This is a genomic window from Asticcacaulis sp. AC460 (genome assembly GCF_000495795.1).
Lineage (GTDB): Bacteria > Pseudomonadota > Alphaproteobacteria > Caulobacterales > Caulobacteraceae > Asticcacaulis.
This window is the reverse complement of sequence record NZ_AWGD01000010.1, coordinates 24234-46299: the sequence shown is the minus strand read 5'-3', so window position 1 is coordinate 46299 and position 22066 is coordinate 24234. Positions and strand designations below refer to the sequence as shown.

The following is a 22066-nucleotide window of genomic DNA, read 5'->3' as shown; positions in this document are numbered from 1 at the left end:
TTTTCAGACTTGAAAAATCCGCCCCGCCCTATAAACAATAAAGAAATTTGAAAAAATAAATAGGGAGTGCGTCATGCCCCATCTCCATCGCCGTCATCTGCTGATTGCCGCCAGTGCTGCCGCTGCCGCTGCCGGGGCCGCGGCGGCCGCGCCCGCCATAGCCGGCGCCAAACCGAAAGCCGACGCCGCGCCCGCCCTGACCTGGGAGTTCCGCCAGGCCGACGGTACCGACTGGCTGAAGGCGACCGTGCCCGGCACGGTCCATACCGACCTGCTGAGCAACGGCAAGATCGCCGATCCCTTCTATCGCGTCAACGAACGTGACCAGCAATGGATCGACAAGAAGGACTGGGAATACCGCACCACCCTGACCCTGGACGCCAAGACCCTCAGCCACGACCATGTCGAGCTGCATTTCGCCGGTCTCGACACCTACGCCGACGTCTATGTCAACGACGTCAAGGTGCTGAGCGCCGACAACATGTTCCGCGAATGGACGGTCGACATCAAGCCGCACGCCCGTCCCGGCGCCAACAGCCTTCGCGTCTATTTCCACTCCCCGATCGCGAAGGGCCTGGCGGCGCTGGACGCCTTCGGTTTCGCGGTGCCTTCGCCCAACGACCAGAGCGAAACCGGGGGGCTTGGCGACAAGAAGGTCGGCCTGTTCACCCGCAAGGCCGGTTACCACTACGGCTGGGACTGGGGCCCGCGCTTCGTCACCTCGGGCATCTGGCGTCCGGTCACCGTCCGCGCCTGGAGCACGGCGCGCATCGACGACCTGCGCATCGTCCAGGACAGTCTCACGCCCGACGCCGCGCAGTTGACCGCCGTCTTCGAAGTCACCGCCACGCGTGAAACGACGGCCGTGCTCGACGTCTCCAGCGCCGGCGACAAGACCATCGCGGCCAAGACCGAAACCACCCTCAAGCCCGGCCTGAACACGATTTCGGTCCCCTTCACCATCGCCAAACCGAAACTGTGGTGGACCAACGGCCTGGGCGAAGCCTTCCTCTACAGCCTGAAAGGCCGCCTGACCGCTGCCGGCGGCGCCGACACGCGCAAGGTCAAGACGGGCCTGCGCACTATCAAGGTCATCCAGACACCCGACGCCGCCGGCGCCAGCTTCTATTTCGAGCTCAACGGCGTGCCGGTGTTCATGAAGGGCGCCAACTATATTCCCAATGACAGCTTCCTGCCGCGCGTGACGCACGACGTCTATGACAAGGTGGTCGCCTCGGCCGTCGATACGCACATGAACATGCTGCGGGTGTGGGGCGGCGGCGTCTATGAAGACGACTATTTCTACGATCTCTGCGACCGCAACGGCATCCTGGTCTGGCAGGATTTCATGTTTGCCTGTTCTATGCTGCCGGGTGACGAAGCCTTCCTCGACAATGTCCGCCAGGAAGCCGTCCAGAACATCCGCCGCCTGCGCAACCATGCCTGTATCGCCCTGTGGTCCGGCAATAACGAGATCGACAGCGCCTGGCAGGCCGATGTGCCCAACGGCGGCTGGGGCTGGAAACAGCCCCTGAGCGAAGCCCAGCGCGACCGCCTGACGACCGCCTATAACGCCATCTTCCACGACATCCTGCCGGCGGCGGTCTCGGCCCACGACCCGCAGACCTTCTACTGGCCGTCCTCGCCCCTGGCCGCCTGGGAGGGCGGGAACAAGGTGAAACATGCCGACCACCTGGCCAAGGTGCAGTCGGGCGACCTGCACTACTGGGATGTCTGGTGGGGCCAGAAGCCCTTTGCCGAATACCGCACAGTTATCGGCCGTTTCATGAGCGAATACGGCTTCCAGTCCTTCCCGGAATTCAAAACGGTTCAAGCCTATACCGAACCCGGCGACCACGATATCTTCTCGGAGGTCATGAAGGCCCACCAGCGCTCCTCGATCGGCAACGGCACGATCAAGAACTACATGGAACGCGACTATCGCGTGCCCTCCGACTTCCGCCAGTTCCTCTATGTCGGCCAGGTCCTCCAGGCCGAGGGCATCAAGGTCGCCATGGAGGCCCACCGCAGCCGCATGCCGTTCTGCATGGGCTCGCTGTTCTGGCAGATCAACGACTGCTGGCCGGTCGCCTCGTGGAGCAGCATCGACTATTACGGCCGCTGGAAGGCCCAACAGTACTTTGCCCGCCATGCCTTTACGCCGGTCCTGGTGGCGCCGCGCCTGGACGGCGACACGGTGACGGTCACGGCCGTCAGCGACCGGCTGACGGACACGAAGGCGGTCCTGTCGCTGCAGGTGCTGGATTTCGTCGGCGGGATCGTGTTCGAACGCAACGACGTCATCACCCTGAAGGCCAATACCAGCGCGGAGGTCGCCTCGGAGGCGGTGGGAGCCTTGCTGAACGGCGTGGCGCCGGAAGCGGCCCTGCTGCACGTCCGTCTCATGCAGGAGGGGCAGTTACTGTCGCAGAACATCCTGTACTTCAAGCCGGTCAAGGACCTGGTCCTGCCCGCGCCCGAATATGTGACCCAGGTCAAGGCCGTAGGCGACGAACTGGCGGTGGCGGTGACGGCGGGCAGCCTGATCAAGAACCTGTACCTCAGCCTGGACGAAGGCGACGGCCGGTTCGACGACAACTATTTCGACGTCCTGCCGGGCGAAACGAAGGTGGTGCGGTTCAAGCCGGCGGCGCGGATGTCGGCGGCGCAACTGGAGCAGCATCTGCGGCTTATGGACATGGCTCAGGTGAGGGGCTGATCGGCCTAGTCGCGCGTACCACCTCCGTAGCGTTTGGCGATGAAGCCTCTGAGCGCCAAACAAAGAATGGAGCGAAGCGACCTAGCGACCAAGCGGGAGCGCAGGCTGCGCGCCGCCAAGAGGCGAAGCCTCTGAGCGCCAACTAAGAATCCAATTTCGCAGAAATTGGTGGTTGGAGGCGGGATCGAACCGCCGACCTGTGGGTTATGAATCCACCGCTCTAACCATCTGAGCTACCCAACCATCTGTCGTGCTGCGTTGAACGCCCGTACGAAGGGGACCGCGTATAGCCAATAAGCCCCACGGGTTCAAGCCCTCCCGCGCAGGAATTTGCACCCTGCACACCACAGCCCGGCATATTTTCTGAACGGGGTAGAAATTTCCGGATTTTGCGGTCTATAGTGCTGTGGGGTGCCATTGTATCGCGTTGCCGGGGTAAATTTTGTCCGATTTGATTGATGAACTGGATGCGCGTATTCTCGACCTGATCCAGGAAGACGCATCTCTTTCCGTGGCCGACCTGGCCGAACGTGTCGGTTTGTCGCCGTCGCCGTGCTGGCGCCGCATCAAGCGGCTCGAAGACTTAGGCGTCATCAAGAAGCGCGTCACCGTTCTGGACGCCGACAAGCTGGGCCTGGGCTTCGAAGTCTATGTCTCGGTCAAGCTCAGCCTGCCGTCGCGGACCAATCTCGAAGCCTTCGAAGCCTGCCTGGCCAACTGGCCCGAGGTCGTCGCCTGCGCCACGGTCACCGGCCACGAAGACTATATGCTGCGCGTCATGACCAGCGACATGCACGCCTATGACGACTTCCTGCGCGACAAGCTGCTGGCCTCGGACCTGGTCTCCGGCGTCGAGTCGCGCATCGTCATGCGCACCGTGCGTTCGACCACCGCCGTGCCGATCCGCCTGACCTTGCAGCCCGACGCCAAGGATCCACCGAAACTGGTCGCCCGGGAGGGGGGACGATGAAACGCCACGTGAGCAGAATGCTTCTGGCCGCGACCTTGGCGGCATGTTCAGTTCTTGGGGCAACCGGCGCCGGTGCGCAAACTGTCGATCCCAATTCCGAACTGGGTCAGTTCCGCGACCGCCGCACCGCCGGGATGACGGCTCTGGACGGCGGCGACCTGGCGACGGCGTCGCAACGCCTGGCCCAGGCCGGGGTCATCATGCCGGATTCGCCCTCGGTCCTGTTGCTGCGGACCCAGGTGTCGCTGCAACAGAAGCGCAAGACCGAGGCCAGGAAGACCATGGCCGAGTATCTGGGGCGGGGCTATGTCCTGGACCTGGCGCGCCATCCCGACTTCAATGCCATCTGGGACGCCGACCTGGAGGACCAGCTGGCCAGCAACCAGAGCGGGGTCGGTGAGATGCATGTCACCGCGACCTTGTCGGGCTTCACCCTGACCGACGCCATCGCCTATGCCCCGACCAGCGAGCAGATGTTCCTCAGCCATGTCCGCTCCGGCAAGGTGACGGCCCTGACGGCGGCCGGCAGTCGCGACGTCGTCAGCTTCCGCCCGGGCGTGGCGGCCTACGGACTGGGCCTGCGCGACAACCGGCTGTGGGCGACCACGGCGGCCACGCGCCAGACCAAAACCTATGATCCTAAACTGACCATCAGCTCCAAGGTGGTGGTGATCGATCCGGCCAACGGCCAGATCCTGCAAAGCTTCACGGCCGGTGACGATCGCCGTTTCGGCCACATGCTGATGGGTCGCGACGATCTCTATGTCGCCGACATCACCCATGGCGAGATCCTGCGGCTGAACGGCTACCAGGGCGAATTGCAGGTGCTGATCCCCGAAGGCTATCTCGACTCGCCCATGGGGATCGTCGAAAATGAAGAGGCCGGCGTGCTGATCGTCGCCGATTTCGTGTCGGGCCTTTACCGTGTCGACCTGGCGGCGGGCAGCATGATGCGGATCCTGCCGCCGGACAATGGCTCGACCCTGGGCTTCTCGTCGATCTCGCGGCATGGCAACGACATCATCGCCATCCAGAACGGCTTCGAGCCCAACCGCGTGGTGCGTCTGCGCATGTCGGACGACTGGTCGCAGATCGTGGAGGTCGAGACGGTGCTGCGGTCGAAGGAACTGTCGCAGCCGACGCAAGGCCTGGTGACGGGGGACCACTTCATCTTCGTCGCCCGCAGCCAGTGGGATAACCTGGACGGCCAGGGCAATGCGGTCAATCCGGAACCCGCCCCGGCCGTGATCGGTGCGCTGAAGCTGCAGTAGGGGCGGCACCTCCCGCGCGAAGCGCCCTCAATGTGATGGTTGCCCGCTGACCTCGCCCACGTCCTGAATTCCGTGACTTCCGTGCGCGCCGCCATAGGCGGCGTTTCAGTGTTTTCCGTGTTCCTCTTAAATGCTGGCGGCCGGCCGGCCGGCGGGGAGCGCGCTGAGACAAAAAGTCGGAACACGGAAAACACTGAGGCCGCTGCGCGGCGACACGGAAAACACGGAATTCAGGGCGTAGCCGCCTAAAGCGGAGAACGTCATGAAGTTTGGCATGAAGGCGCTTCGCGCGGGAGCTGGATAGGCCTAGGTCGAAGCTGATCCTTTCACGCACACGTGACAGTTTGGCGCTTGCCTTTTCATAATTGCGATTTATTCTCAATCGCATCATGAGGAGCGTATCGTGCTGTTATTGAGTCTCGGACCGGCTGTATTGGTCAGCCTGCTTCAGTCGGCCCACCGCGAGACGAAGGGCCCAGACCTGTCCTGGCTGCTGTTTGGCCCACCGCTGGCCGAAGCCGGCCGCGATGATGTAGAAAATAACAATATTATCAACGATGTAACTGGTTAACAAATTCTTATTGATGCTTTCCCCGCCTTATGGCAAAGCTGGCACCAAACCTGCGTGGCAACCACGCACGGCAGTCGTTAATGTCTCGTTTACGAACATTCCGGCGCCGCATAGGAAACAGGTGAGGGTGTCGGATGTTGCGGATGATCGCGGCGGTGTGTGTTTTGGCTGTGGCCACGGGTTCGGCGACGGCAGCGACCTTTACGCCGGATCTGAATCCCCTGCATGCCGCCCATGAAAGCCAACTGCGCGATGGCGATTTCGACGGCAACGGCCAGACCGACGACCTGTACCTGGTGGCCGAAGACTCCGGCCGCGTCGCTGTCCACGTCCGTCTGAACGGGACGCGTGACCTGCGCATTACCAGCCTGGAAGCCCCTGCCAATACCGCGCCCGACCTGCGGGTCGTGGCGCCGGGCGCCTTCGACAGCGATTGCGGCGACTATGCCAGCGACTGCGGCGGCGCCATTGTCACCCGCCAGGACAGCCTGATTCTGGGGCTGGACGGCGGGACCAGCGTCCTGGTCCACTGGCAGGATGGCCGCTTCGAGCAGGACTTCGTCCGCCGCGACGACGCCACGGCTGTGCGCGCCCTGGCCGGTCTTTTGGCCTTCAACCCCTAAGACCCTTCCCCTCCGTCCACGGATAATTTTGCAGACCGGTCATGATCGCGGCCTTATTGTGGCCTTGCGACGGATTTAGATTGGTATGGCGTATAAGGTTTGCCGCAAGAGCAAAACCGACGTTTATAACAACATAAAAGTAGATGAGTACCGACTGACCATGGGGCGTTCCGCAGACTACAGTAAGCAAAATTGCGCCATAGCGGCGACTCTCGACATAGTCGGAGAGCCCTGGACGCTGTTGATTATTCGCGATGCTTTCAAAGGCATTGCCCGTTTCGAGCAATGGCAGGACTCACTGGGCATGGCGCGCAATGTGCTGGCTGCCCGGCTGAAGCACCTGGTGGCGCATGGCATCTTCGAGATGCGCATCTATTGCGACCGGCCGAAGCGCCACGAATATCTCCTGACCGACAAGGGCCATGAGCTGCGGCCGATGATCCTGCACATGCTGGATTGGGGTAAGCGTAACGTCTATGGCGAGGAAGTGCCGGCAACCGGCCTGATCCATAGCTGCGGCCACGAGCTGCATCCGGTGTCGCACTGCGCCCACTGCCAGGAAGCCCTGAAGCGCGGCGATGTGACGGAAAAGCTCAATCCCGACGCGCCGTCGATCGGCGAACTGTACGAGCGATCGCCCGAAGCCGCCGAAAGCTAAACCGCCGCGCGTGTCGCCGCGATAAAGCCGCCGCCCAGCACCCGGCCCGAGTCTTCGACATCGTACAGGACGCAGGCCTGGCCCGGCGCCACGCCTTCTTCCGCGTCGTCGAACTCGACCTCGATGCCCGATACGCCCGCCACCAGCCGCGCCGCCACCGGCGGACGGGTCGAGCGGACGCGCGCCAGCACCGGCTTGCGCGCATCCGCCGCCGCCGCGACATCGGCCTCGCTGCCAAGCCAGTTGGTCTCCTTCAAGGTCAGGGCACGCGTCAATAAGGCCTCGCGCGGTCCAACCAGGATCTCCTTGGCATCGGGATCGATCTTGACCACGAACAGCGGCTCACCGACCGCCACATTCAGCCCGCGGCGCTGGCCGATCGTATAGCCGGTGATGCCGTCATGCGTCCCCAAAACCCGCCCGTCGATATGGCGGATGGCGCCCTTTTCGCGCCCCTGCGGCCGCAAACGGTCGATCAGGTTGGTGTACTTGCCTTCCGGCACGAAACAGATGTCCTGGCTGTCGGGCTTCTGCGCCACCTTCAGCCCCAGCTGAACGGCGATATCGCGCACCTGGGGCTTGGGGATGCCGGCCAGCGGGAACCGCAGGTAATCGAGTTGCTCGCGCGTGGTGGCGAACAGGAAATAGCTCTGGTCACGGCTCTGGTCGGCGGCGCGGCGCAACGACACGACGCCATCCTCATCGGAACGCTCCACATAATGCCCGGTAGCCATGGCTTCGGCGCCCAGGTCCCTGGCCACCTGCAGCAGATCGTTGAACTTGACGCTTTGATTGCAGCGGATGCACGGCACCGGGGTTTCGCCGCGCAGGTACGAGTCGGCGAATTCCTCGATCACCTGGTCGCGGAACCGGCTTTCGTAGTCGAGCACATAGTGCGGGATGCCGATCTTTTCGGATGCCATGCGGGCGTCGTGAATGTCCTGGCCGGCGCAGCAGGCGCCAGTTTTCTTCAGCGCGGCGCCGTGGTCGTAGAGTTGCAGGGTCACGCCGATGACCTCGTAGCCGGCGGCGGCGAGCAGGGCGGCGACCACGGTGGAATCGACCCCGCCGGACATGGCGGCGACGATGCGCGCGCCGGCGGGCAGGCCGACACTTGCGCGCGTCGCGGCAATGGCGGCGTCGAGGTCGGCGGATTCGATCAGCGGGATGGGACAGGCCTTCATGCCGCGTAAATAAGGGAAGTCCGGTCAAATTGCCAGAGGAGCCGCCAAAACCTTACAGATCGGCGTCCAGTTCGACCCGCCAGAACCGGGTGGCGACCCCTTCGACCCCGAGGTCGTTGTCATTGACCAGAAGCAGGCTACGCGGCCCCAACTTCACCACGCCTTCCAGGTCGTGACCGATCTGCGGCATATCGTCGGTTGAAAACACCACGGTCTTGGCCAGTTCCGGCACGGCCGCTCCGGCGGCGCTCAACTGCTCGGCGGTCGGCCGCGTCGCCGGATCAATATGGTCGGGAGCAAGCCCCGGCCCGTCAAGACGGACGGTATAGAACTTGGTCGTCGCCGAACCGCGCTCCAGGACCAGCAGGCAGTCGCAGGCCAGGGTCACCAGTTCGCTGATCTTGAGGTCGCACCACGCGACCGGACCCTGCGCCAGGTCACGACGGAAGCTATCCGGCGGATCGAGCGGATAGAGGTGCTGCGCCAGCAGGGCACCGGTCGAAGCGTCCAGCGTCCACAGGCGGACATGACGGGCCTGGCTGTGGGTGGCTTCATCGGGATGGGCCAGCGGACTCTGGAAAGCCAGGTATATCCGGGTTTCGTCCGGCGACAGGGCGATGCCTTCGAAGCCGCGGTTGAACTGGCGCGCCGCCGCGATGGCGGGCAGGACGCCGGCCACGGGATAGGCCGCGCCGGCATAAAGGTCTTGCGTCCCGGCCGGCACCCAGCGCACCCGCACCTCCCCATCCGCCGCTACCCGCAACAACGAAGGGCCGTACTCCTCGGTGACCCAGAATCCGCCATCGGCCAGGGCAGCCACGCCCTCCGTGTCGGCGCCGCCAGGGTCGGGCGCCAGTTCGCGGCCGTCCAGGTCGACGGCGACCTCCCCCATGCCGGCGGCGACCGGCAGACCCGACAGCGGCCGTCCGTTGCGGTCGCGCAAATACAGCACCGTCTCGCAGACGACACGGTCGCCCTCCAGCCGCAGCCGCGCCAGGGCCGGACCCGCGGCGGGGAGGGGCATGACCTTGGCGCCTCTGAGCCCGGCGAGGGGCTCCAGCCCGGACGGCCCGTGGTGCGCGATCGCCAGAGGCACCTTCAGGTTGGGGCCGCGGTCGCCCAGTCCCCACAGTGTGCCGTCGTGCGCCAGGGTCAGGCCGGAGCCGATTCCGCGGACCAGGTTGAGGTCGCCGCCCGGCAAGGCGAGACGGACCAGAGCGGCATCCTCGAAGTCGAGCTGTGTGACCTGCATGACACCTGCCGTTCCCTGTTGAATAATTAGGTCGAATAGCCGCTTCATATACCCTATGAGGGGAATCGGCTCAAAGGGAGATGCGGCGGCATGGGGTTTACGGAACATATGATGCGTTCGGACGATGTGCCGGCGTCCAGGATCGTGTCCGAACTGGTGGCGCGGCTGGACGGCGACCGTGTGTCCGTCGGCGACCTGCTGGGCCATCTCGAAGGCCGTGCCCTGGGCCTGATCCTGCTGATCCTGTCCCTGCCGATCTGCATTCCTAACGTTCCGGGCATTTCCACCCTTTTCGGCCTGTTGCTGATCGGGCCGGCGCTGCAGATGATCTTTGGCGCGAAGTCTCTTTGGATGCCGGGCTTCGTCAAGAAGTGGAGCTTCAAGGGCGAGCACCTGCGCGGCGCCTTGAAGGCGTGCGGGGCGATCCTGCGCAAGATCGAGGTCCTGGCCAAGCCGCGGATGCGCGCCATGACCCGCCGGCCGGCCATGATCTATGCCGGCGTCCAGACCCTGGTGATGGCGCTGATCCTGATCCTGCCGATGCCGGGTGCCAACATCATTCCGGGCGTGGCGGTGGTTCTGACGGGCCTTGGTGTCTTGCAGCGCGACGGTCTGTTCATATTGTTGTCGATCCCGGTGGCGGCGGGGGCGATGGCCTGGGTCGTGATCTTCTTCAAATACGTCGTCGAAGCCGTAATGTGGGTGTGCGGCCAGGCCCAGATGCTGCTGGCGAAGATGATGTAGCGCGTTCTGATACCTCCCCGCGAGCGGGGAGGCCCCCCCCTTCGCCTTCGCTTTGCTACAGCTTCGGGCGGTCCCCCTCCCCACGCGAAGAGCGCGGGGAGGTATAAGGAAAATTACCGCAACAGGTTCAAGAGGCTCGACGACTGCAGGTCGGCCAGGACCTGTGCCGAGGCCTGGACCGACACCTGGGCCTGCTGAAGGTCGGAATAGGCCTTGGCCATGTCGGCCTCCGTGCGGTTGCCGATCAGCTCGGACAGGGAACTGGCCTGGCCTTCCAGGGCGGACTGGCTGGTCTCGACGCGCTTCTGCAGGGTGCCGTTCAGCGAGGTCTGTTCGACCAGTTCGTCATAGGTCGCCGAAAACTGCGTCGACTTTTCGGTCAGAAATGTCTTCTGAGCGTCGGTGAGCTGGGTACCAAACGGGCCGTCGGGACCGCTGTTGAATTCCTGGATGTCCTTGAACAGCTGCATCATGTCGCGTCCCAGGTCCGACGCCAGGAAACCGGTCTGAAGCGTGGTGCTGGCATCGATGCGTGAGGATTTCTTGACCGTGCCGTTGGCGAAGACGTCGTCGATATTGGTCGCCGCCAGTTCCGACAGGGTCGAGACCGTGACCGGGTCCTGGCTGTCATTGCCGCCGGCGAACAGATACTGGCCGTGATGCTCCATGTTCAGCCCCTGCAGGGCGATCGAAAACGCCCCCTGCATGGTTTCCATCAACGAGGCGCCGCTGTTGGACGCCAGGGCGTTCATGATCGACTCCTTGGCATTGCCGGCGGCATCGCTGGTCGTGGTCAGCGCCAGGTCCTGGGTATTCAGCCGTTCGGCCACCGACTTGTTGACGGCGATATAGCTGTTCACGCGTGAGGCGGAGGCCTGGTAGGCGGCAATGATTTCCGATGACCGGCCATAACCCATCAGGTCGGTGGCGATCTTCTGGGTGGAAACCTGGTCGTTGGCCTTGTTCTGGCGCTCCTGCGACCTCATCAGGTTGTTCAGGGCGTTGGACCAGGTAGCGGCGGTGGAGACACGCATGGGGTTACTCCTTAAACCATCTGCAGCAGGGTGTCGTACATGTCCTTGGCGGCCTGGATCAGGCGGCCGGCGGCACTGTAGCCCTGCTGGTAGACGGTGAGGTTGACCAGTTCTTCGTCGAGATTGACGCCTTCATAGGCGCTGCGGCGCGACTGGGCTTCGCTGAGGAGCGCTTCATTGCTCTCCTTCTGGCTCTTGGCGTCTGCGGCCAGGTTACCGACCTGGCCGGCCAGGTCCGAACCGTAGCGCTCCAGCGTCGAGGCGCCGCCGCTGTTCAGGCCGGTCTTGGCGAAGATCGTGGTCTTCGACCCGATATCCGACATGTCCAGTCCGTTGTCGCCGTCACCGCTGACCAGGGCGCCCAGGCCGCCCGTCGCGTTCAGGTCGACCTTGGCCAGGGCCATTTGCCTGGGGTCGTTATAGACGGCGTTGCGGATGGCCAGACCGGAGGCGACGGTGGACGGGGTGCCGCCAACGCCGAAGAATGTGCCGAACGACGCGCCCGTCCCCAGCCGCGACGTGGAGTCGGCCTTGATAGACATGGTGTTGGACGGGCTGCCGAAACCCTGGAAGCTGAGCTGGCCATTGCCATCCAGCGAGAAGGTGCCGTAGCGGCCGACGCCGCTGGTGGTGTTGTTCAGCGCATTGACCATGTCGGCCATGCTCTGGCCGGCCGCCGGCGTGAAGTCGACACTGGCCAGGGAGGCGCCGTTGGGCGACTTGAGCTGGAAGGTGACCTGGCCGCTGGAGAAGCCCGAATCCGAGGTGGCGTTCAGGCCGGTACGATAGTTGGTCGGCGCTTTGCTGGTGACCAGGTCGTTGAGGCCGAAATAGTGCGAAAAGCCCTGGCCCTGCTTGCCCGACGGGGTCACGGTCGACGAAGCCGCGGGATCGACCACCGCGATGCCGTCATTGCCATTGCCGCCGCTGACGCTCAGGCTCATCCGGCCATTGGTGAAGCTGACCGTGGCGTCGCCGTTGAAGGCGGCGGTGATGTCGCTGGCGAAGCTGCCCGGGGTGAAGGTGCCCGAGTCGGAACCGTTGTCCCGCGACCAGGTGCCCGCGTTGAAATCGATCAGCACGCTGTGGGTGATGTTGCCCGACGAATCCAGGGTCACCAGGTTGGTTTGGCCGGTAAAGCCGGTGACGGCTTCTTCCTGGGTCAGGCTGAGCGTCTTGCCGGTCATCGAGGCCGGCGCCGGAACCGATGAGCCCTGGTTGTGAGCGGCGTTCAGTTGCTCGGTGAACTGCGTCATATACTGGTTGAGCTGGTCGCTGACGGCGACCGAGGCCGTGTCGCGGACGTTCATCAGTCCCTTGATCTCGCCGGACTGGATGTTGTCGGCCAGGTCGCGCTTCTCGCCGTTGATGCCGGTGACCACGATGGCGCCGAAGCTGGTGGTGGCGTCGACATTGGCGGTCGGCTGGTAGCTGAGCGTGGCGTACTTGTCGCCGCTCAGGTACATGCCCGACCCGGTGCGCACGGTGACGCCGCCGTTCTCGTTCTGGGTGACGTTGACGTCCATCATCTTGGACAGGTCGTCGATATATCTGGCCTGGGTGGTCTGGGCGCCGGTGGCGTCGTCGCCGGCCACCGTGGCGGCGGAGATGGTGGCGTTCAGGTCGCTGATGTTTTTCAGCAGGTCGTTGACCGACTTGACGGCGGATCCCAGGCGCGCGTCGGCGTCGCCGCGGATGGTCTGGATGCGCGCCGCGATACGCCCGCCTTCCGACAGGAAGCTGGACAGGTTGGACAGGGTCTGCTGGCGGCTGGCGTTGGAGGTCGGGTCCTCGGCAGCTTCGGCCATGGACGACAGGGCGCTGGCGGCCTGGTTGAACAGGTTGGAGGTGTCGGTGATGTCGCCGAACTGGGACTGGATCTGGTCCAGCAGTTCATAGGTGACGTCGGCGGCGGCTGAGGTCGAGGTGGCCTTCAGCGATGCGGCCTGGAGGTAGCGGTCGGCGGCCAGGGTGACCTGGCCGGAGGTGACGCCCATGCCCTTGCCGCCGATATTGACGGCGGTCTGGTGGGCGACCTTGCGGATATAGCCCGGGGTGTTGACGTTCGAGATGTTGTCGGACGTGACGCGCAACTGGTCCTGGGCGGTCATCAGCCCGGACACGCCGATGTTCATGATCGAGTTCAGCGACATGCGGAGGCGCCCTTCCTAGGCAAGGGATTCACGCTGCCCGGCGAAATTTGCCGGGTAGGCGAGGGGGCTGACTTTGAAAAACCTAAGGGTTTCATAGGGTTGACGATTCCGCGGGCGGGGGCGCCCTGATATATGCAAACAGGGTCGCAAGTCGCGTGCCACGCCCTTTCTGATCCCCTCCAATCTGATACCTCCCCGCGCCTCTTTGCGTGGGGAGGGGGACCGCCCGAAGCCGAAGCAAAGCGTAGGCGAAGGGTGGTGGTGGGGCGGCTTTACGAAAACGCTGTAAGCGCATAGCTTGCCGTCATGAAGCGCGACATTCGGAAACTCGCTTTAGCCAAGCAAATGCGGCGTCAGCTTACGACGCCGGAGTATTTGCTGTGGGAGCGCTTAAAACGTCGCGACGGTGACGGCATTGCCTTTCGTCGACAACATCCCAAAGGCCCATATATCCTCGACTTTTACTGTCATAGGGTACGGCTCTGCGTCGAAATCGATGGCGCTCTTCATGATTCCGACCAGGATGAACGCCGTGATCGATGGCTGAACACGCAGGGAATCGAAGTTTATCGCATCCATGCGGCTGAAGTGTTCGGCAATCCGGATGAAGTCGCCGAGAGTGTCTGGGCTTATGTCAAAACGCGATTGAGCGATAAGTAAGTCGCCCCACCACCACATCTCACTCGCTGGCGGCCTTTGGCCTGGCTCGTTCGTGCGGTCCCCCTCCCCGCGAGAAGAACGCGGGGAGGTATCAGAAAGGGAAGGGGCGGCAAGTTTGGGCTGGGCGTTAGGCAAATTTGACCGCAGCACGGCAAGTTCTCCCGGCTTTCCAATTTCTTAATATCAATAAAATCAACGAATTAACATCTGGCCCCCGGATTGCACAGGGTGAACTCTCCCCTTGCGCAAAATGCGTGAACCCAGATTTTCCGCGTCCCTGGATGCGGCGTTCACCCTTTTGCGAGTCCCATGACCCCTGCCGCCACCCTGCTTCAACTCGTCTCAGCGCCGATTGTTTCGGCCGACGGCGGAGCCATGCCGGCGCAGGACGAGGATGCCGCGGCCGTGTTCACCGGCCTGGTGGCGCAAATGATGGCGCCTGCCACTGAAACCGAAACCGCAACTGCGGCGCCGCAGGCCGCCCAGACCGAAAGGACGCCCGAGCCGCTGGCTTCGGCTGCCGTGACCACCCAGATGATCGCCCCGCAGGTCGAAGCGGAACCTCCGGTCACAACCGAAGCCGCCCGCGCCGTCCCCGCACCGGCTGCGGCCATCGTCTCTGCACCGGTCGTCACACCTCAGGTCGCGCCGGAAACCACCCCGGCAGTCCACGTCGCGCTGCCGCGCGTCGAAAAGCCCGCTGTCGTCGCTACTGCGACCGCCGCGCCGGAAACCGCCCCGGCAATCGACGCTGCCGGGCCACGCGTCGAACCGTCGGCCGCAGCAGCAGTTGCCACGGCGACCGTCACCCCCCAGGTCGAGACCGAGCAAGCCGATCAACCCGAAGCCGCGCCGCGATCTGTCGAAGCCATGGCGCAACCGGCTGCCGCGGCGCCGGCGCGCCCCCGCCGGCCTGAGGCCAATTTGCCCGCAAAGGCGCCGGCGGAGCCTGACGAACCGGCGTCTGCCGCGCCCGATCCGACCGTAGCCGCGGCCGCTGCGGCCATCGTGGCGCCGCCCATGGCTGGCCAATCCATCGCGCCGAAAAGCCCGGAGGCGGCGGTCGCCACCACCGCCCCGACGGTCCCGCCCGAAGCCCCCGCCATGATAAAGGCGGCCGCACCCAGCCCGGAACCGTCCGACTCCCAGGGTAACGAGGCAGCTCCGGCGGAACACGACGCCACGACCTCGGCGGAACGCACCGGCACGCCGCAACCTGCCAAAACACCGGGCGTCGACTTTATAAAGAGCAAGCTCCCGGCGACGGTGACGTCCGCCCTGCCGGAAACTGCCGCGCCGGAAACGGTAAAGACGGACACTGCAAAGGCGGACACCGCGCGGCCAGCCGCCACCGCGCAGCCCTTTTCTCTGCAGCCGGTAACGCCGGACGCCCCGGCCGCGCCCTACACGCCGGCGGCCACCGTCGCCATGCCCGCAACGCACCAGACACCGGAGCAGGCACCTGCCCAGGCACCGGCCCAACCCGGCGCCCAGGGTTCGACCCTGTCCCATGCCGCCGTCGAGCAAATGACCCAGGTCAGCGTCGCCATCCAGAAGCGCCTCGGCAACGGCACCACCAAGTTCCAGCTCGAACTCAAGCCCGTCGACCTGGGTCGCATCGACGTCGCCCTGACCATCACCGCCCAGGGCAAGGTCAGCGCCCACCTGGCGTTCGACACCCCGGTCACCGCCACCACCTTTGCCGCGCGCGAAAGCGAACTGCGCCAGCAACTGACGGCGGCGGGCCTCAAGCTCGACGACGACGCCCTGACCTTCTCGTCGCGGCCGGCCGAGTCCGTGCAAAACCAGACGACCCCCGCTCAGGCCCAGGCTGGAACCTTCGCCGCCTTTACCGATCCGCACACCGGCCAGCAGCCCCGTTCCAACCCCCGCCAGGCCACCCGTGCCCTGAAGCGCGCCGACGCCAACGCCGCCGAGGCCGATCTCGACGCAGCCCTCGCTCAACTTCGCCAACGCCCCGGCTCCGGCCGGCTGGCGCTCGATCTCACCGTCTAGGAACCCACCATGGTTGACGCCGTCACCTCCAATACCCAGACCCAGACCACCGCCGCCAAGGACAGCAAGACCCTGGCCGCCAACTATGAAACCTTCCTCAGCCTGCTGACGGCCCAGATCCGTAACCAGGACCCGCTGTCGCCGATGGATACGACCGAATGGACCAACCAGCTGGTCCAGTATTCCTCGGTCGAGCAGCAGCTGAAGGGTAATGACTATCTGGAGAAGATCTCCAAGGCGCTGGACGCCGGCGACACGATCGATACCGCCGTCAACTATATCGGCAAGACGGTCAGCGCCGGCACGGCCACGGCGACCTTCGCCAACGGCCAGGCTGCCTGGGACTATACCCTGGGCGGCGACGCCCAGACCGTCAACCTGACCGTGGTCGACAAGAACGGCGCGGTTGTGTGGACCGGCACCTCCGACCAGACCGGCCAGGGCAGCCACACGGTAGCCTGGGATGGAGAAACCGCCACCGGCACCAAGGTCACCTCCGGCGACTACACGCTGAAAATCAAGGCGACGAACGCCGCGGGCAGCGACGTCACCGCTTCCGTCAACCTCACCGGCGTCGCCAACGCCGCCGAAATCCGGGACGGCGCCGTCGTCCTGAAAGTCGGCGGCACCTACGTGCCGCTCTCGCTCATCACCAAAGTGTCCTAAGGGGAATTTAACGCCATGACCATCAATCGCGCCATGCAATCGGGCGTCACCGCCCTGGCCGCCAACGCCGCGGCCCTGTCGACCATTTCCAACAACATCGCCAACGCCAACACCACGGGCTACAAGCGCGTCACGACCAACTTCACCAACCTGGTCAGCGGCTCGTCATGGCAGTCGACCTATGCCTCCAACGGGGTCACCGCCGCCGTCCAGCAGGACCTGACCAGCCGCGGCGAACTGAACAATTCGACCGCCGGCTACAGCCTGGGCATCGACGGCCAGGGCTTCTTCGTCACCTCCGACACCTCCGCCGCCATCAACCAGGGCAGCAGCATGTTGTTCACTCGTGACGGCTCGTTCAGCACCGACACCGATGGCTATCTGCGCAATGCCGCCGGCCTGTACCTGGAAGGCTGGCCGGCCGACAGCAGCGGCAATATCAACCCGTCCTCGACCGACATGACCCGTCTGGGGCCGATCAATGTCGCCAATATCGCCCGCCAGGCTGAATCGACGACGCGCGTCAGCTTCGCCGCCAACCTGGATCCGTCGACGGATGTTTCGACCGCCGCCGCTGCGGGTGGAAGTTACGATCCCGAAAGCGCGACCGAAGCCATGTCGGTCTATGACGCCACGGCCGGTGTCGGCACCAAGCCCGATTCGACCGTTTCCATGACGGTCTCGGATTCGCTGGGGCAGCAGCATACGGTCACCATGTCGCTGCTGAAGATGGACCCCGACCCGGTCACCAACACCGCGCGCTGGTCGTATGAAGTGTGGTCGCCCGACATCATTGGCTCTGCCACCGGCCCGAACCAGATTGCCACCGGCATCCTGGCGTTCGACTCGAATGGCCAGTTGGATATCGCCAACTCGACAACCAACGATGCCACCGGCGCCCCGGTCGCCTTTACGACCGACTATGCTATCGGCGCTTCCAACGGCACGACGACGCCGCGCTGGGGCGACAGCTTTGTCGCCGACGACCAGACCTTCTCTCTGTCTCTCAGCGGCACCGGCGCCACCTCCCAGATCACCCAGCGGGCCGGTGACTCGACGACGACGCGCATGACCGCCAACGGCACCGAATTCGGCCTGCTGACCAAGGTCGAGATCGGCAAGGACGGCATCGTCACCGCCATCTACAACAATGGCAATACCCGTCCCCTGGCCCAGGTGGCCCTGGCCACCTTCATCAATGCCAACGGCCTGACCCCCGTCTCGGGTAACGCCTTTACCGTGTCGTCGCAATCGGGCGGCTTCACCCTGCGTGAGCCGGGCGAAGGCGGATCGGGCAACCTGTCGCCGGAAACCCTGGAGGCGTCGACGGTCGACCTGGCCCAGGAGTTCACCGGCCTGATCTCCACCCAGCGCGCCTATTCGGCGGCGTCCAAGATCATCACGACCTCGGACGAAATGCTGCAGGAACTGCTGGCGCTCAAGCGGTAAACACAAAGTAAAATAAGATAGTTAATTCGCGTTAATCTTGGAGTTTTGCCGTCAGTTCATTGTCAATGAAGTTAATACGTCAGTAATGCTTTTCCTTAGGACTATTTTTACTAAGGCAATTAAGCTGATCTTTAAACTGGCGCGTTATAGTCACTTCAATTGGTGATGGTAACACAAGGCAAAATGCCATGCTGCAAGAGCAACGCCGCGACGCAAAGGGCGAAAAGTACGTGATTGGTCCGACGGGTGCAAAATTGACCCTCAACGATCTGCCGCCTCCGGGCACGGAACGCTGGGTCATCCGCCGCAAGGCCGAGGTTGTGGCCGCAGTGCGCGGGGGACTGCTGTCCTTCGACGACGCCTGCGAGCGCTACAATATTACTTCCGAAGAATTCCTCTCGTGGCAGAAAGCCATCGAGAACCACGGCATGGCGGGCCTGCGCACGACGCGCATCCAGCAGTACCGTTAATCACAAGCCTCACGCCAAAAAGTGGTTGCCACTTTTTGGACTAACGTGACGGCGTCAAATAAACTGCTAAAAAATCGTAGCCACGTCCCGGGGCCCGGGGCGTGGCTACGTTGCGTACGGCCTATGCCGAAAGTTCCGAAACATGCCTTCGGATCTTCTTGGCCCGGCATTGACATCGCAGAAATGTGAAAGACCTGGTTCGGCGCACGGCTTTGGAGAAAAGCCAGTCCGGGTAAGTCCCACGGGTCCGTTCATTGTGGACCGGCGACGGAAGCGCGCTCAATGACTATGGCGCAACCGCTTTGCGCCCTATGCAAATATCGCGGATATGTTAGCGTGCCGTGATGCTGCACGTTGCCGGATTCACCACGGAAGATCTGACACGGACCGACCAGGACGGGCGGGAACGCGAGATCAATGCCCGTTTCCGCGATTCGGTGGGGACAATCTGCGACATGATCAGCACCAGAAATGCCGGTCTTGACGGCCGATTCGATCTGACGGTGACGCCGGAAATGATTGTCGCCTTCCTGTCGGGACTGGCCATCGACTGTCACCGCGGCGTACGGCATATCGCCAATGACGGCGACGATGCGCTGGTCGTGCACATTAACCTGGGCACCACGTCCATTTACGGCGGGCATCTCGGCCGGGACTATACTGTTGCGGCGGGTGAGGCGGCGTTCGGGGTGCACAATGCCGCCATCGATTTCACCACGGGCGAGGGCACCGGTCTTCTGGGCATTACCGTCCCGCGTCACCTGACCGAGTCGTGGCGCATTCCGCCGGAGGACCTGGCCGGCCGCACGGTCCCGGTCAGCCATCCGGCGCTTCAGCTTCTGGTGCCCTATGCCCGGTTGTTCCAGTCCATTCGCGCGCAGGACCTGGGCCTGATCGCCGCCTCGACCCGGCACATGGCGCTGTTGCTGGGGGCCGGTTTCGGCGCAATCGACATGAACGAGGAGTCCGAGCGCCATGCCCCGGCGGTAGGGGAGGCGCGGCTGCATGCCATCCGGCGGCTGATGCGGCGCGACTGCACGACCGAGGGCCTGACGGCGGAAGGCATTGGCCGGCGCTTGGGCATTTCCGAGCGCATGGTCCAGCACGTGCTGCAGCAGGCAGGGACCAGTTTTTCGCGGCAACTGGGCGATTTCCGTGCCGAGCGGGCGCGGGTTCTGCTGACCGACCCTGCGTTTGCGGCGACACCGACGACGGAGATCGGCTTCCGCTGCGGCTTTAACGATGTTTCGTCATTTTACCGTGCCTTCAAGCGCCGCTTCGACGCTTCGCCGGGCGATGTCCGCTCCCGGGCCGGTTAGAGCTGGGGCACTCCGGATTGTCCGGAGTGCGCCTTTCGGTTATCCGGGGCCGTGTCAAGGCTTTAACTTTTGCGCCTTCACCGTGGCCGTACCCGCGATGCCGGCCTGCCCGGCGTCTTCCGCAACGGCGACTGTATAGGTGCCGCCCGCAACCACCCAGCTGTTGGAAGCGGTATCGAAATTGGCCAGAAGGCGCGGATCGGCGGCCAGGCTTATGGTTTTGCTCTCGCCAGGCGCCAGCTCGACCTTGGAGAAGCCGATCAGACGCTTCGCCTGACCGCCGGGCGTGGCATTGAGATAGAGCTGCGGCGCATCCTTGCCCTTCACCTTGCCGGTATTGGTGACCGTAAAGGTCATGGAAACCGTGCTGCCGCCTGAGACCTGGAGATTGCCGTAGGAGAACTGGGTGTAGCTCAGGCCGTGACCGAACGGGAACAACGGCTTCATGCCCAGCTTGGCGAAGCGGCGATAACCAACGTCGGCGCCCTCTTCATAGACAACATCGAACTGTTCCGTCGGGCCCAGGTCGAGGCCGGGAATATCGACGCGCGGATATTGGTCGATCGACGCCGGGAAGGTCACAGGCAGGTGGCCCGACGGGTTGGTCGCGCCGGTCAGAATGTCGGCGATGGCTTCGCCGCCCTGCTGGCCGGGGTACCAGGCCTCAATCACGGCCGGTACCTTGTTCAGCCACGGCATGCTGACGGCATTGCCGGTTTCGAGCACGACGATGGTCTTGGGATTGGCGGCCGCCGCGGCCTCGATCAAGGCGTTCTGCCCGTTGGGCAGGGCCAGTGACGGAACGTCTTCGCCCTCGCCCGCCCATTGCGTGGCGAAGACGATGACCAGGTCATAGGCCTTCGCCTTGCGGGCAACCTCTTCCGGATACTGACCGGTGTCGAAGGCGATGCGGGTGTCGGGCAGCCGGGCGCGCAGCGCCTTCAGCGGCGAGGAGGGATGGTAGTTGACCCGGTTGAACATGGCCATCGGGCCTTCGCCGCCCGGCGAAATCACGAGCTGATCCGGGCCCGCCGTGACCTGCGACGATCCACCGCCGGAGATCACCCCGGCATCCGCATGGCCGCCCACGATGAGAATCGACTTCGCCGTGCGGGCGAACGGCAGGATCTGGCCGTCGTTTTTCAGCAGCACGATCGCCTCGTCGGCTTCGGCCTTGGCCACCCCGGCATGGCGCGCCGCGTCGTAGCTGGCCGGGGCCTGGGTGTCGAACAATCCCGCCGCGAACATGGAGCGCAGGATGCGGTGGGTCATGTCGGACAGTCGGGCGGCGGGGACGGTGCCGTTTTCGACGGCCGCCTTCAGTGGCGCGCCGAACCAGATTTCCTTGTCCAACTGCTCGCCGGACTGCTGGTCCAGCCCTTTCACGGCGAAGTCGGTCGACTTGACCGCGCCCCAGTCGGACATGACATAGCCCTTGTAGCCCCAGTCTCCCTTCAGCACCTTGTTCAGCAGGAAGTCGTTGCCGCAGGCATAGGCGCCGTTGACCAGGTTATAGGCGCACATTACCGATCCGGGCTGGCCCTTTTCGATCGCGATCTGGAAGGCGAGCAGATCGGACTCGCGCAGGGCCTGTTCGCCGATAACGCTGTTGGCGACGTTGCGGCCGGTCTCCTGGCCGTTGAGGGCATAGTGCTTGATCGTCGAGACCACATTCTGGCTTTGAATGCCCCGGATGGATTCGCCGACCAGCGTGCCGGCCAGCAGTGGATCCTCACCGGCATATTCGAAGTTGCGGCCGTTGCGGGGATCGCGCGCCAGGTTGACCCCACCGGCGAGCTGAACATTGATGCCTTTCACGCGGGCTTCGAGGCCGACCACGGCGCCGCCGTCATAGGCGATCTGCGGATTGAAGGTCGCCGCCAGCGCCAGGGATGACGGCAGCGCGGTGGCAAAGTCGCCCGGCCGCACGCCCATGGGGTTGGTGACGCCCAGCGACGCATCGCTTTCCCGCTGGGCCGGAATGCCGAGACGCGGAATGCCCGGGATATAGCCCGCCGCCGCCATGGCGCCGTCCGGTAGTTTTCCGTCCTTGAAGAAGAAGGGCAAGGCCATCGGGCCATGAACCAGGCCGATGCGCTCATCCAGGGTTAGCTCCTGTTCGAGAAGGCTGGCGCGTTCATCGGCGCTCAAGGCCTTGTTCAGCCACGGCTGGGCGGTCTGGGCGAAAGACGGTGTGCTCAAAAGGGCCAGAAGCGGCGCCGTGGCGGCCACGGCCTTGAGCGCCGAACGGAAGGAGGTTCCAAATGTCATGGTCGAATCCCTGGGGTTTGTTTATTGGGCGGCTGA

Annotated in this window: 18 protein-coding genes and 1 tRNA gene; 13 read left to right on the top strand and 6 right to left on the bottom strand. The window is 64.1% G+C overall.

Annotated features, from left to right (window positions below; translation table 11 throughout):
• Nucleotides 1–73 precede the first annotated feature (73 nt).
• Nucleotides 74–2719, top strand: coding sequence for a beta-mannosidase (locus tag ABAC460_RS30980; RefSeq protein WP_023452510.1), 2646 nt, complete (start codon nt 74–76; stop codon nt 2717–2719).
• A 166-nt stretch (nt 2720–2885) separates the two neighbouring features.
• On the opposite strand, the gene ABAC460_RS30975 is transcribed toward ABAC460_RS30980, so the two are convergent.
• Nucleotides 2886–2962: transfer RNA gene (locus ABAC460_RS30975), tRNA-Met, on the bottom strand.
• A 199-nt stretch (nt 2963–3161) separates the two neighbouring features.
• Here ABAC460_RS30975 and ABAC460_RS30970 point away from each other — a divergent pair.
• The 5 genes from ABAC460_RS30970 (at nt 3162) to ABAC460_RS30955 (ending at nt 6812) form a co-directional block, all read left to right on the top strand.
• Complete coding sequence (locus tag ABAC460_RS30970; protein WP_023452509.1) at nt 3162–3689, top strand: Lrp/AsnC family transcriptional regulator; 528 nt, start codon at nt 3162–3164, stop codon at nt 3687–3689.
• Nucleotides 3690–3706: 17 nt separating this feature from the next.
• Nucleotides 3707–4960: a YncE family protein gene (locus tag ABAC460_RS30965; RefSeq protein ID WP_023452508.1), complete on the top strand. Its 1254-nt coding sequence runs from the start codon at nt 3707–3709 to the stop codon at nt 4958–4960.
• A 403-nt stretch (nt 4961–5363) separates the two neighbouring features.
• Nucleotides 5364–5531: a hypothetical protein gene (locus tag ABAC460_RS49570; RefSeq protein ID WP_155914596.1), complete on the top strand. Its 168-nt coding sequence runs from the start codon at nt 5364–5366 to the stop codon at nt 5529–5531.
• 134 nt (nt 5532–5665) lie between these two features.
• Nucleotides 5666–6154 (top strand): hypothetical protein, encoded by a 489-nt coding sequence (locus tag ABAC460_RS30960; protein WP_023452506.1) that lies wholly within the window; start codon nt 5666–5668, stop codon nt 6152–6154.
• Between the two features lie 160 nt (nt 6155–6314).
• Nucleotides 6315–6812, top strand: a complete 498-nt coding sequence (locus ABAC460_RS30955; RefSeq protein WP_031236492.1) for a winged helix-turn-helix transcriptional regulator — start codon at nt 6315–6317, stop codon at nt 6810–6812.
• Here ABAC460_RS30955 and mnmA read toward each other — a convergent pair.
• On the bottom strand, nt 6809–7996 hold the full coding sequence (gene mnmA, locus ABAC460_RS30950) for a tRNA 2-thiouridine(34) synthase MnmA (protein WP_023452504.1): 1188 nt from the start codon (nt 7994–7996) through the stop codon (nt 6809–6811). The genes ABAC460_RS30955 and mnmA overlap by 4 nt on opposite strands.
• A 52-nt stretch (nt 7997–8048) precedes the next feature.
• Nucleotides 8049–9248 (bottom strand): esterase-like activity of phytase family protein, encoded by a 1200-nt coding sequence (locus ABAC460_RS30945; protein ID WP_023452503.1) that lies wholly within the window; start codon nt 9246–9248, stop codon nt 8049–8051.
• A 111-nt stretch (nt 9249–9359) separates the two neighbouring features.
• On the opposite strand from ABAC460_RS30945, the gene ABAC460_RS30940 reads away from it, so the two are divergent.
• Nucleotides 9360–9992 carry an exopolysaccharide biosynthesis protein gene (locus tag ABAC460_RS30940; RefSeq protein ID WP_023452502.1) on the top strand — a complete coding sequence of 211 codons (633 nt, stop codon included), beginning with the start codon at nt 9360–9362 and terminating at the stop codon, nt 9990–9992.
• Between the two features lie 113 nt (nt 9993–10105).
• On the opposite strand, the gene ABAC460_RS30935 is transcribed toward ABAC460_RS30940, so the two are convergent.
• Entirely contained in the window at nt 10106–11026 is a 921-nt protein-coding gene (locus ABAC460_RS30935; protein WP_023452501.1) for a flagellin, read from the bottom strand.
• Nucleotides 11027–11037: 11 nt separating this feature from the next.
• The gene (gene flgK / locus ABAC460_RS30930) at nt 11038–13179 is read right to left on the bottom strand and encodes a flagellar hook-associated protein FlgK (protein ID WP_023452500.1); all 2142 of its coding nucleotides are present in this window, start codon (nt 13177–13179) and stop codon (nt 11038–11040) included.
• A gap of 306 nt (nt 13180–13485) precedes the next feature.
• Here flgK and ABAC460_RS48905 point away from each other — a divergent pair, with 306 nt between their 5' ends.
• The 6 genes from ABAC460_RS48905 (at nt 13486) to ABAC460_RS30900 (ending at nt 19759) form a co-directional block, all read left to right on the top strand.
• Nucleotides 13486–13839, top strand: coding sequence for an endonuclease domain-containing protein (locus tag ABAC460_RS48905; RefSeq protein WP_081716462.1), 354 nt, complete (start codon nt 13486–13488; stop codon nt 13837–13839).
• Between the two features lie 309 nt (nt 13840–14148).
• Nucleotides 14149–15855: a flagellar hook-length control protein FliK gene (locus tag ABAC460_RS30920; RefSeq protein ID WP_023452498.1), complete on the top strand. Its 1707-nt coding sequence runs from the start codon at nt 14149–14151 to the stop codon at nt 15853–15855.
• Nucleotides 15856–15864: 9 nt separating this feature from the next.
• Nucleotides 15865–16521 carry a flagellar hook assembly protein FlgD gene (locus ABAC460_RS30915; RefSeq protein WP_023452497.1) on the top strand — a complete coding sequence of 219 codons (657 nt, stop codon included), beginning with the start codon at nt 15865–15867 and terminating at the stop codon, nt 16519–16521.
• 15 nt (nt 16522–16536) lie between these two features.
• On the top strand, nt 16537–17970 hold the full coding sequence (locus tag ABAC460_RS30910; RefSeq protein ID WP_023452496.1) for a flagellar hook protein FlgE: 1434 nt from the start codon (nt 16537–16539) through the stop codon (nt 17968–17970).
• Nucleotides 17971–18158: 188 nt separating this feature from the next.
• Nucleotides 18159–18440 carry a CtrA inhibitor SciP gene (sciP, locus tag ABAC460_RS30905; RefSeq protein WP_023452495.1) on the top strand — a complete coding sequence of 94 codons (282 nt, stop codon included), beginning with the start codon at nt 18159–18161 and terminating at the stop codon, nt 18438–18440.
• 344 nt (nt 18441–18784) lie between these two features.
• Nucleotides 18785–19759, top strand: a complete 975-nt coding sequence (locus ABAC460_RS30900) for a helix-turn-helix transcriptional regulator (RefSeq protein ID WP_023452494.1) — start codon at nt 18785–18787, stop codon at nt 19757–19759.
• 54 nt (nt 19760–19813) lie between these two features.
• On the opposite strand, the gene ABAC460_RS30895 is transcribed toward ABAC460_RS30900, so the two are convergent.
• Nucleotides 19814–22030, bottom strand: coding sequence for a glycoside hydrolase family 3 protein (locus ABAC460_RS30895; protein WP_023452493.1), 2217 nt, complete (start codon nt 22028–22030; stop codon nt 19814–19816).
• Between the last annotated feature and the right edge of the window lie 36 nt (nt 22031–22066).

What these genes read in the sequence shown, in the direction of transcription:
- ABAC460_RS48905 (WP_081716462.1), top strand. Translation starts at nt 13,486, where the DNA reads ATGAAGCGCGACATTCGGAAACTCGCTTTAGCCAAGCAAATGCGGCGT.
- ABAC460_RS30965 (WP_023452508.1), top strand. Translation starts at nt 3,707, where the DNA reads ATGCTTCTGGCCGCGACCTTGGCGGCATGTTCAGTTCTTGGGGCAACC.
- sciP (WP_023452495.1), top strand. Translation starts at nt 18,159, where the DNA reads ATGCTGCAAGAGCAACGCCGCGACGCAAAGGGCGAAAAGTACGTGATT.
- ABAC460_RS30920 (WP_023452498.1), top strand. Translation starts at nt 14,149, where the DNA reads ATGACCCCTGCCGCCACCCTGCTTCAACTCGTCTCAGCGCCGATTGTT.
- ABAC460_RS30980 (WP_023452510.1), top strand. Translation starts at nt 74, where the DNA reads ATGCCCCATCTCCATCGCCGTCATCTGCTGATTGCCGCCAGTGCTGCC.
- ABAC460_RS30900 (WP_023452494.1), top strand. Translation starts at nt 18,785, where the DNA reads ATGCTGCACGTTGCCGGATTCACCACGGAAGATCTGACACGGACCGAC.
- ABAC460_RS30955 (WP_031236492.1), top strand. Translation starts at nt 6,315, where the DNA reads ATGGGGCGTTCCGCAGACTACAGTAAGCAAAATTGCGCCATAGCGGCG.
- ABAC460_RS30960 (WP_023452506.1), top strand. Translation starts at nt 5,666, where the DNA reads ATGTTGCGGATGATCGCGGCGGTGTGTGTTTTGGCTGTGGCCACGGGT.
- ABAC460_RS30945 (WP_023452503.1), bottom strand. Translation starts at nt 9,248, where the DNA reads ATGCAGGTCACACAGCTCGACTTCGAGGATGCCGCTCTGGTCCGTCTC.
- ABAC460_RS30915 (WP_023452497.1), top strand. Translation starts at nt 15,865, where the DNA reads ATGGTTGACGCCGTCACCTCCAATACCCAGACCCAGACCACCGCCGCC.
- ABAC460_RS30935 (WP_023452501.1), bottom strand. Translation starts at nt 11,026, where the DNA reads ATGCGTGTCTCCACCGCCGCTACCTGGTCCAACGCCCTGAACAACCTG.
- ABAC460_RS30895 (WP_023452493.1), bottom strand. Translation starts at nt 22,030, where the DNA reads ATGACATTTGGAACCTCCTTCCGTTCGGCGCTCAAGGCCGTGGCCGCC.
- ABAC460_RS30910 (WP_023452496.1), top strand. Translation starts at nt 16,537, where the DNA reads ATGACCATCAATCGCGCCATGCAATCGGGCGTCACCGCCCTGGCCGCC.
- ABAC460_RS30940 (WP_023452502.1), top strand. Translation starts at nt 9,360, where the DNA reads ATGCGTTCGGACGATGTGCCGGCGTCCAGGATCGTGTCCGAACTGGTG.
- flgK (WP_023452500.1), bottom strand. Translation starts at nt 13,179, where the DNA reads ATGTCGCTGAACTCGATCATGAACATCGGCGTGTCCGGGCTGATGACC.
- mnmA (WP_023452504.1), bottom strand. Translation starts at nt 7,996, where the DNA reads ATGAAGGCCTGTCCCATCCCGCTGATCGAATCCGCCGACCTCGACGCC.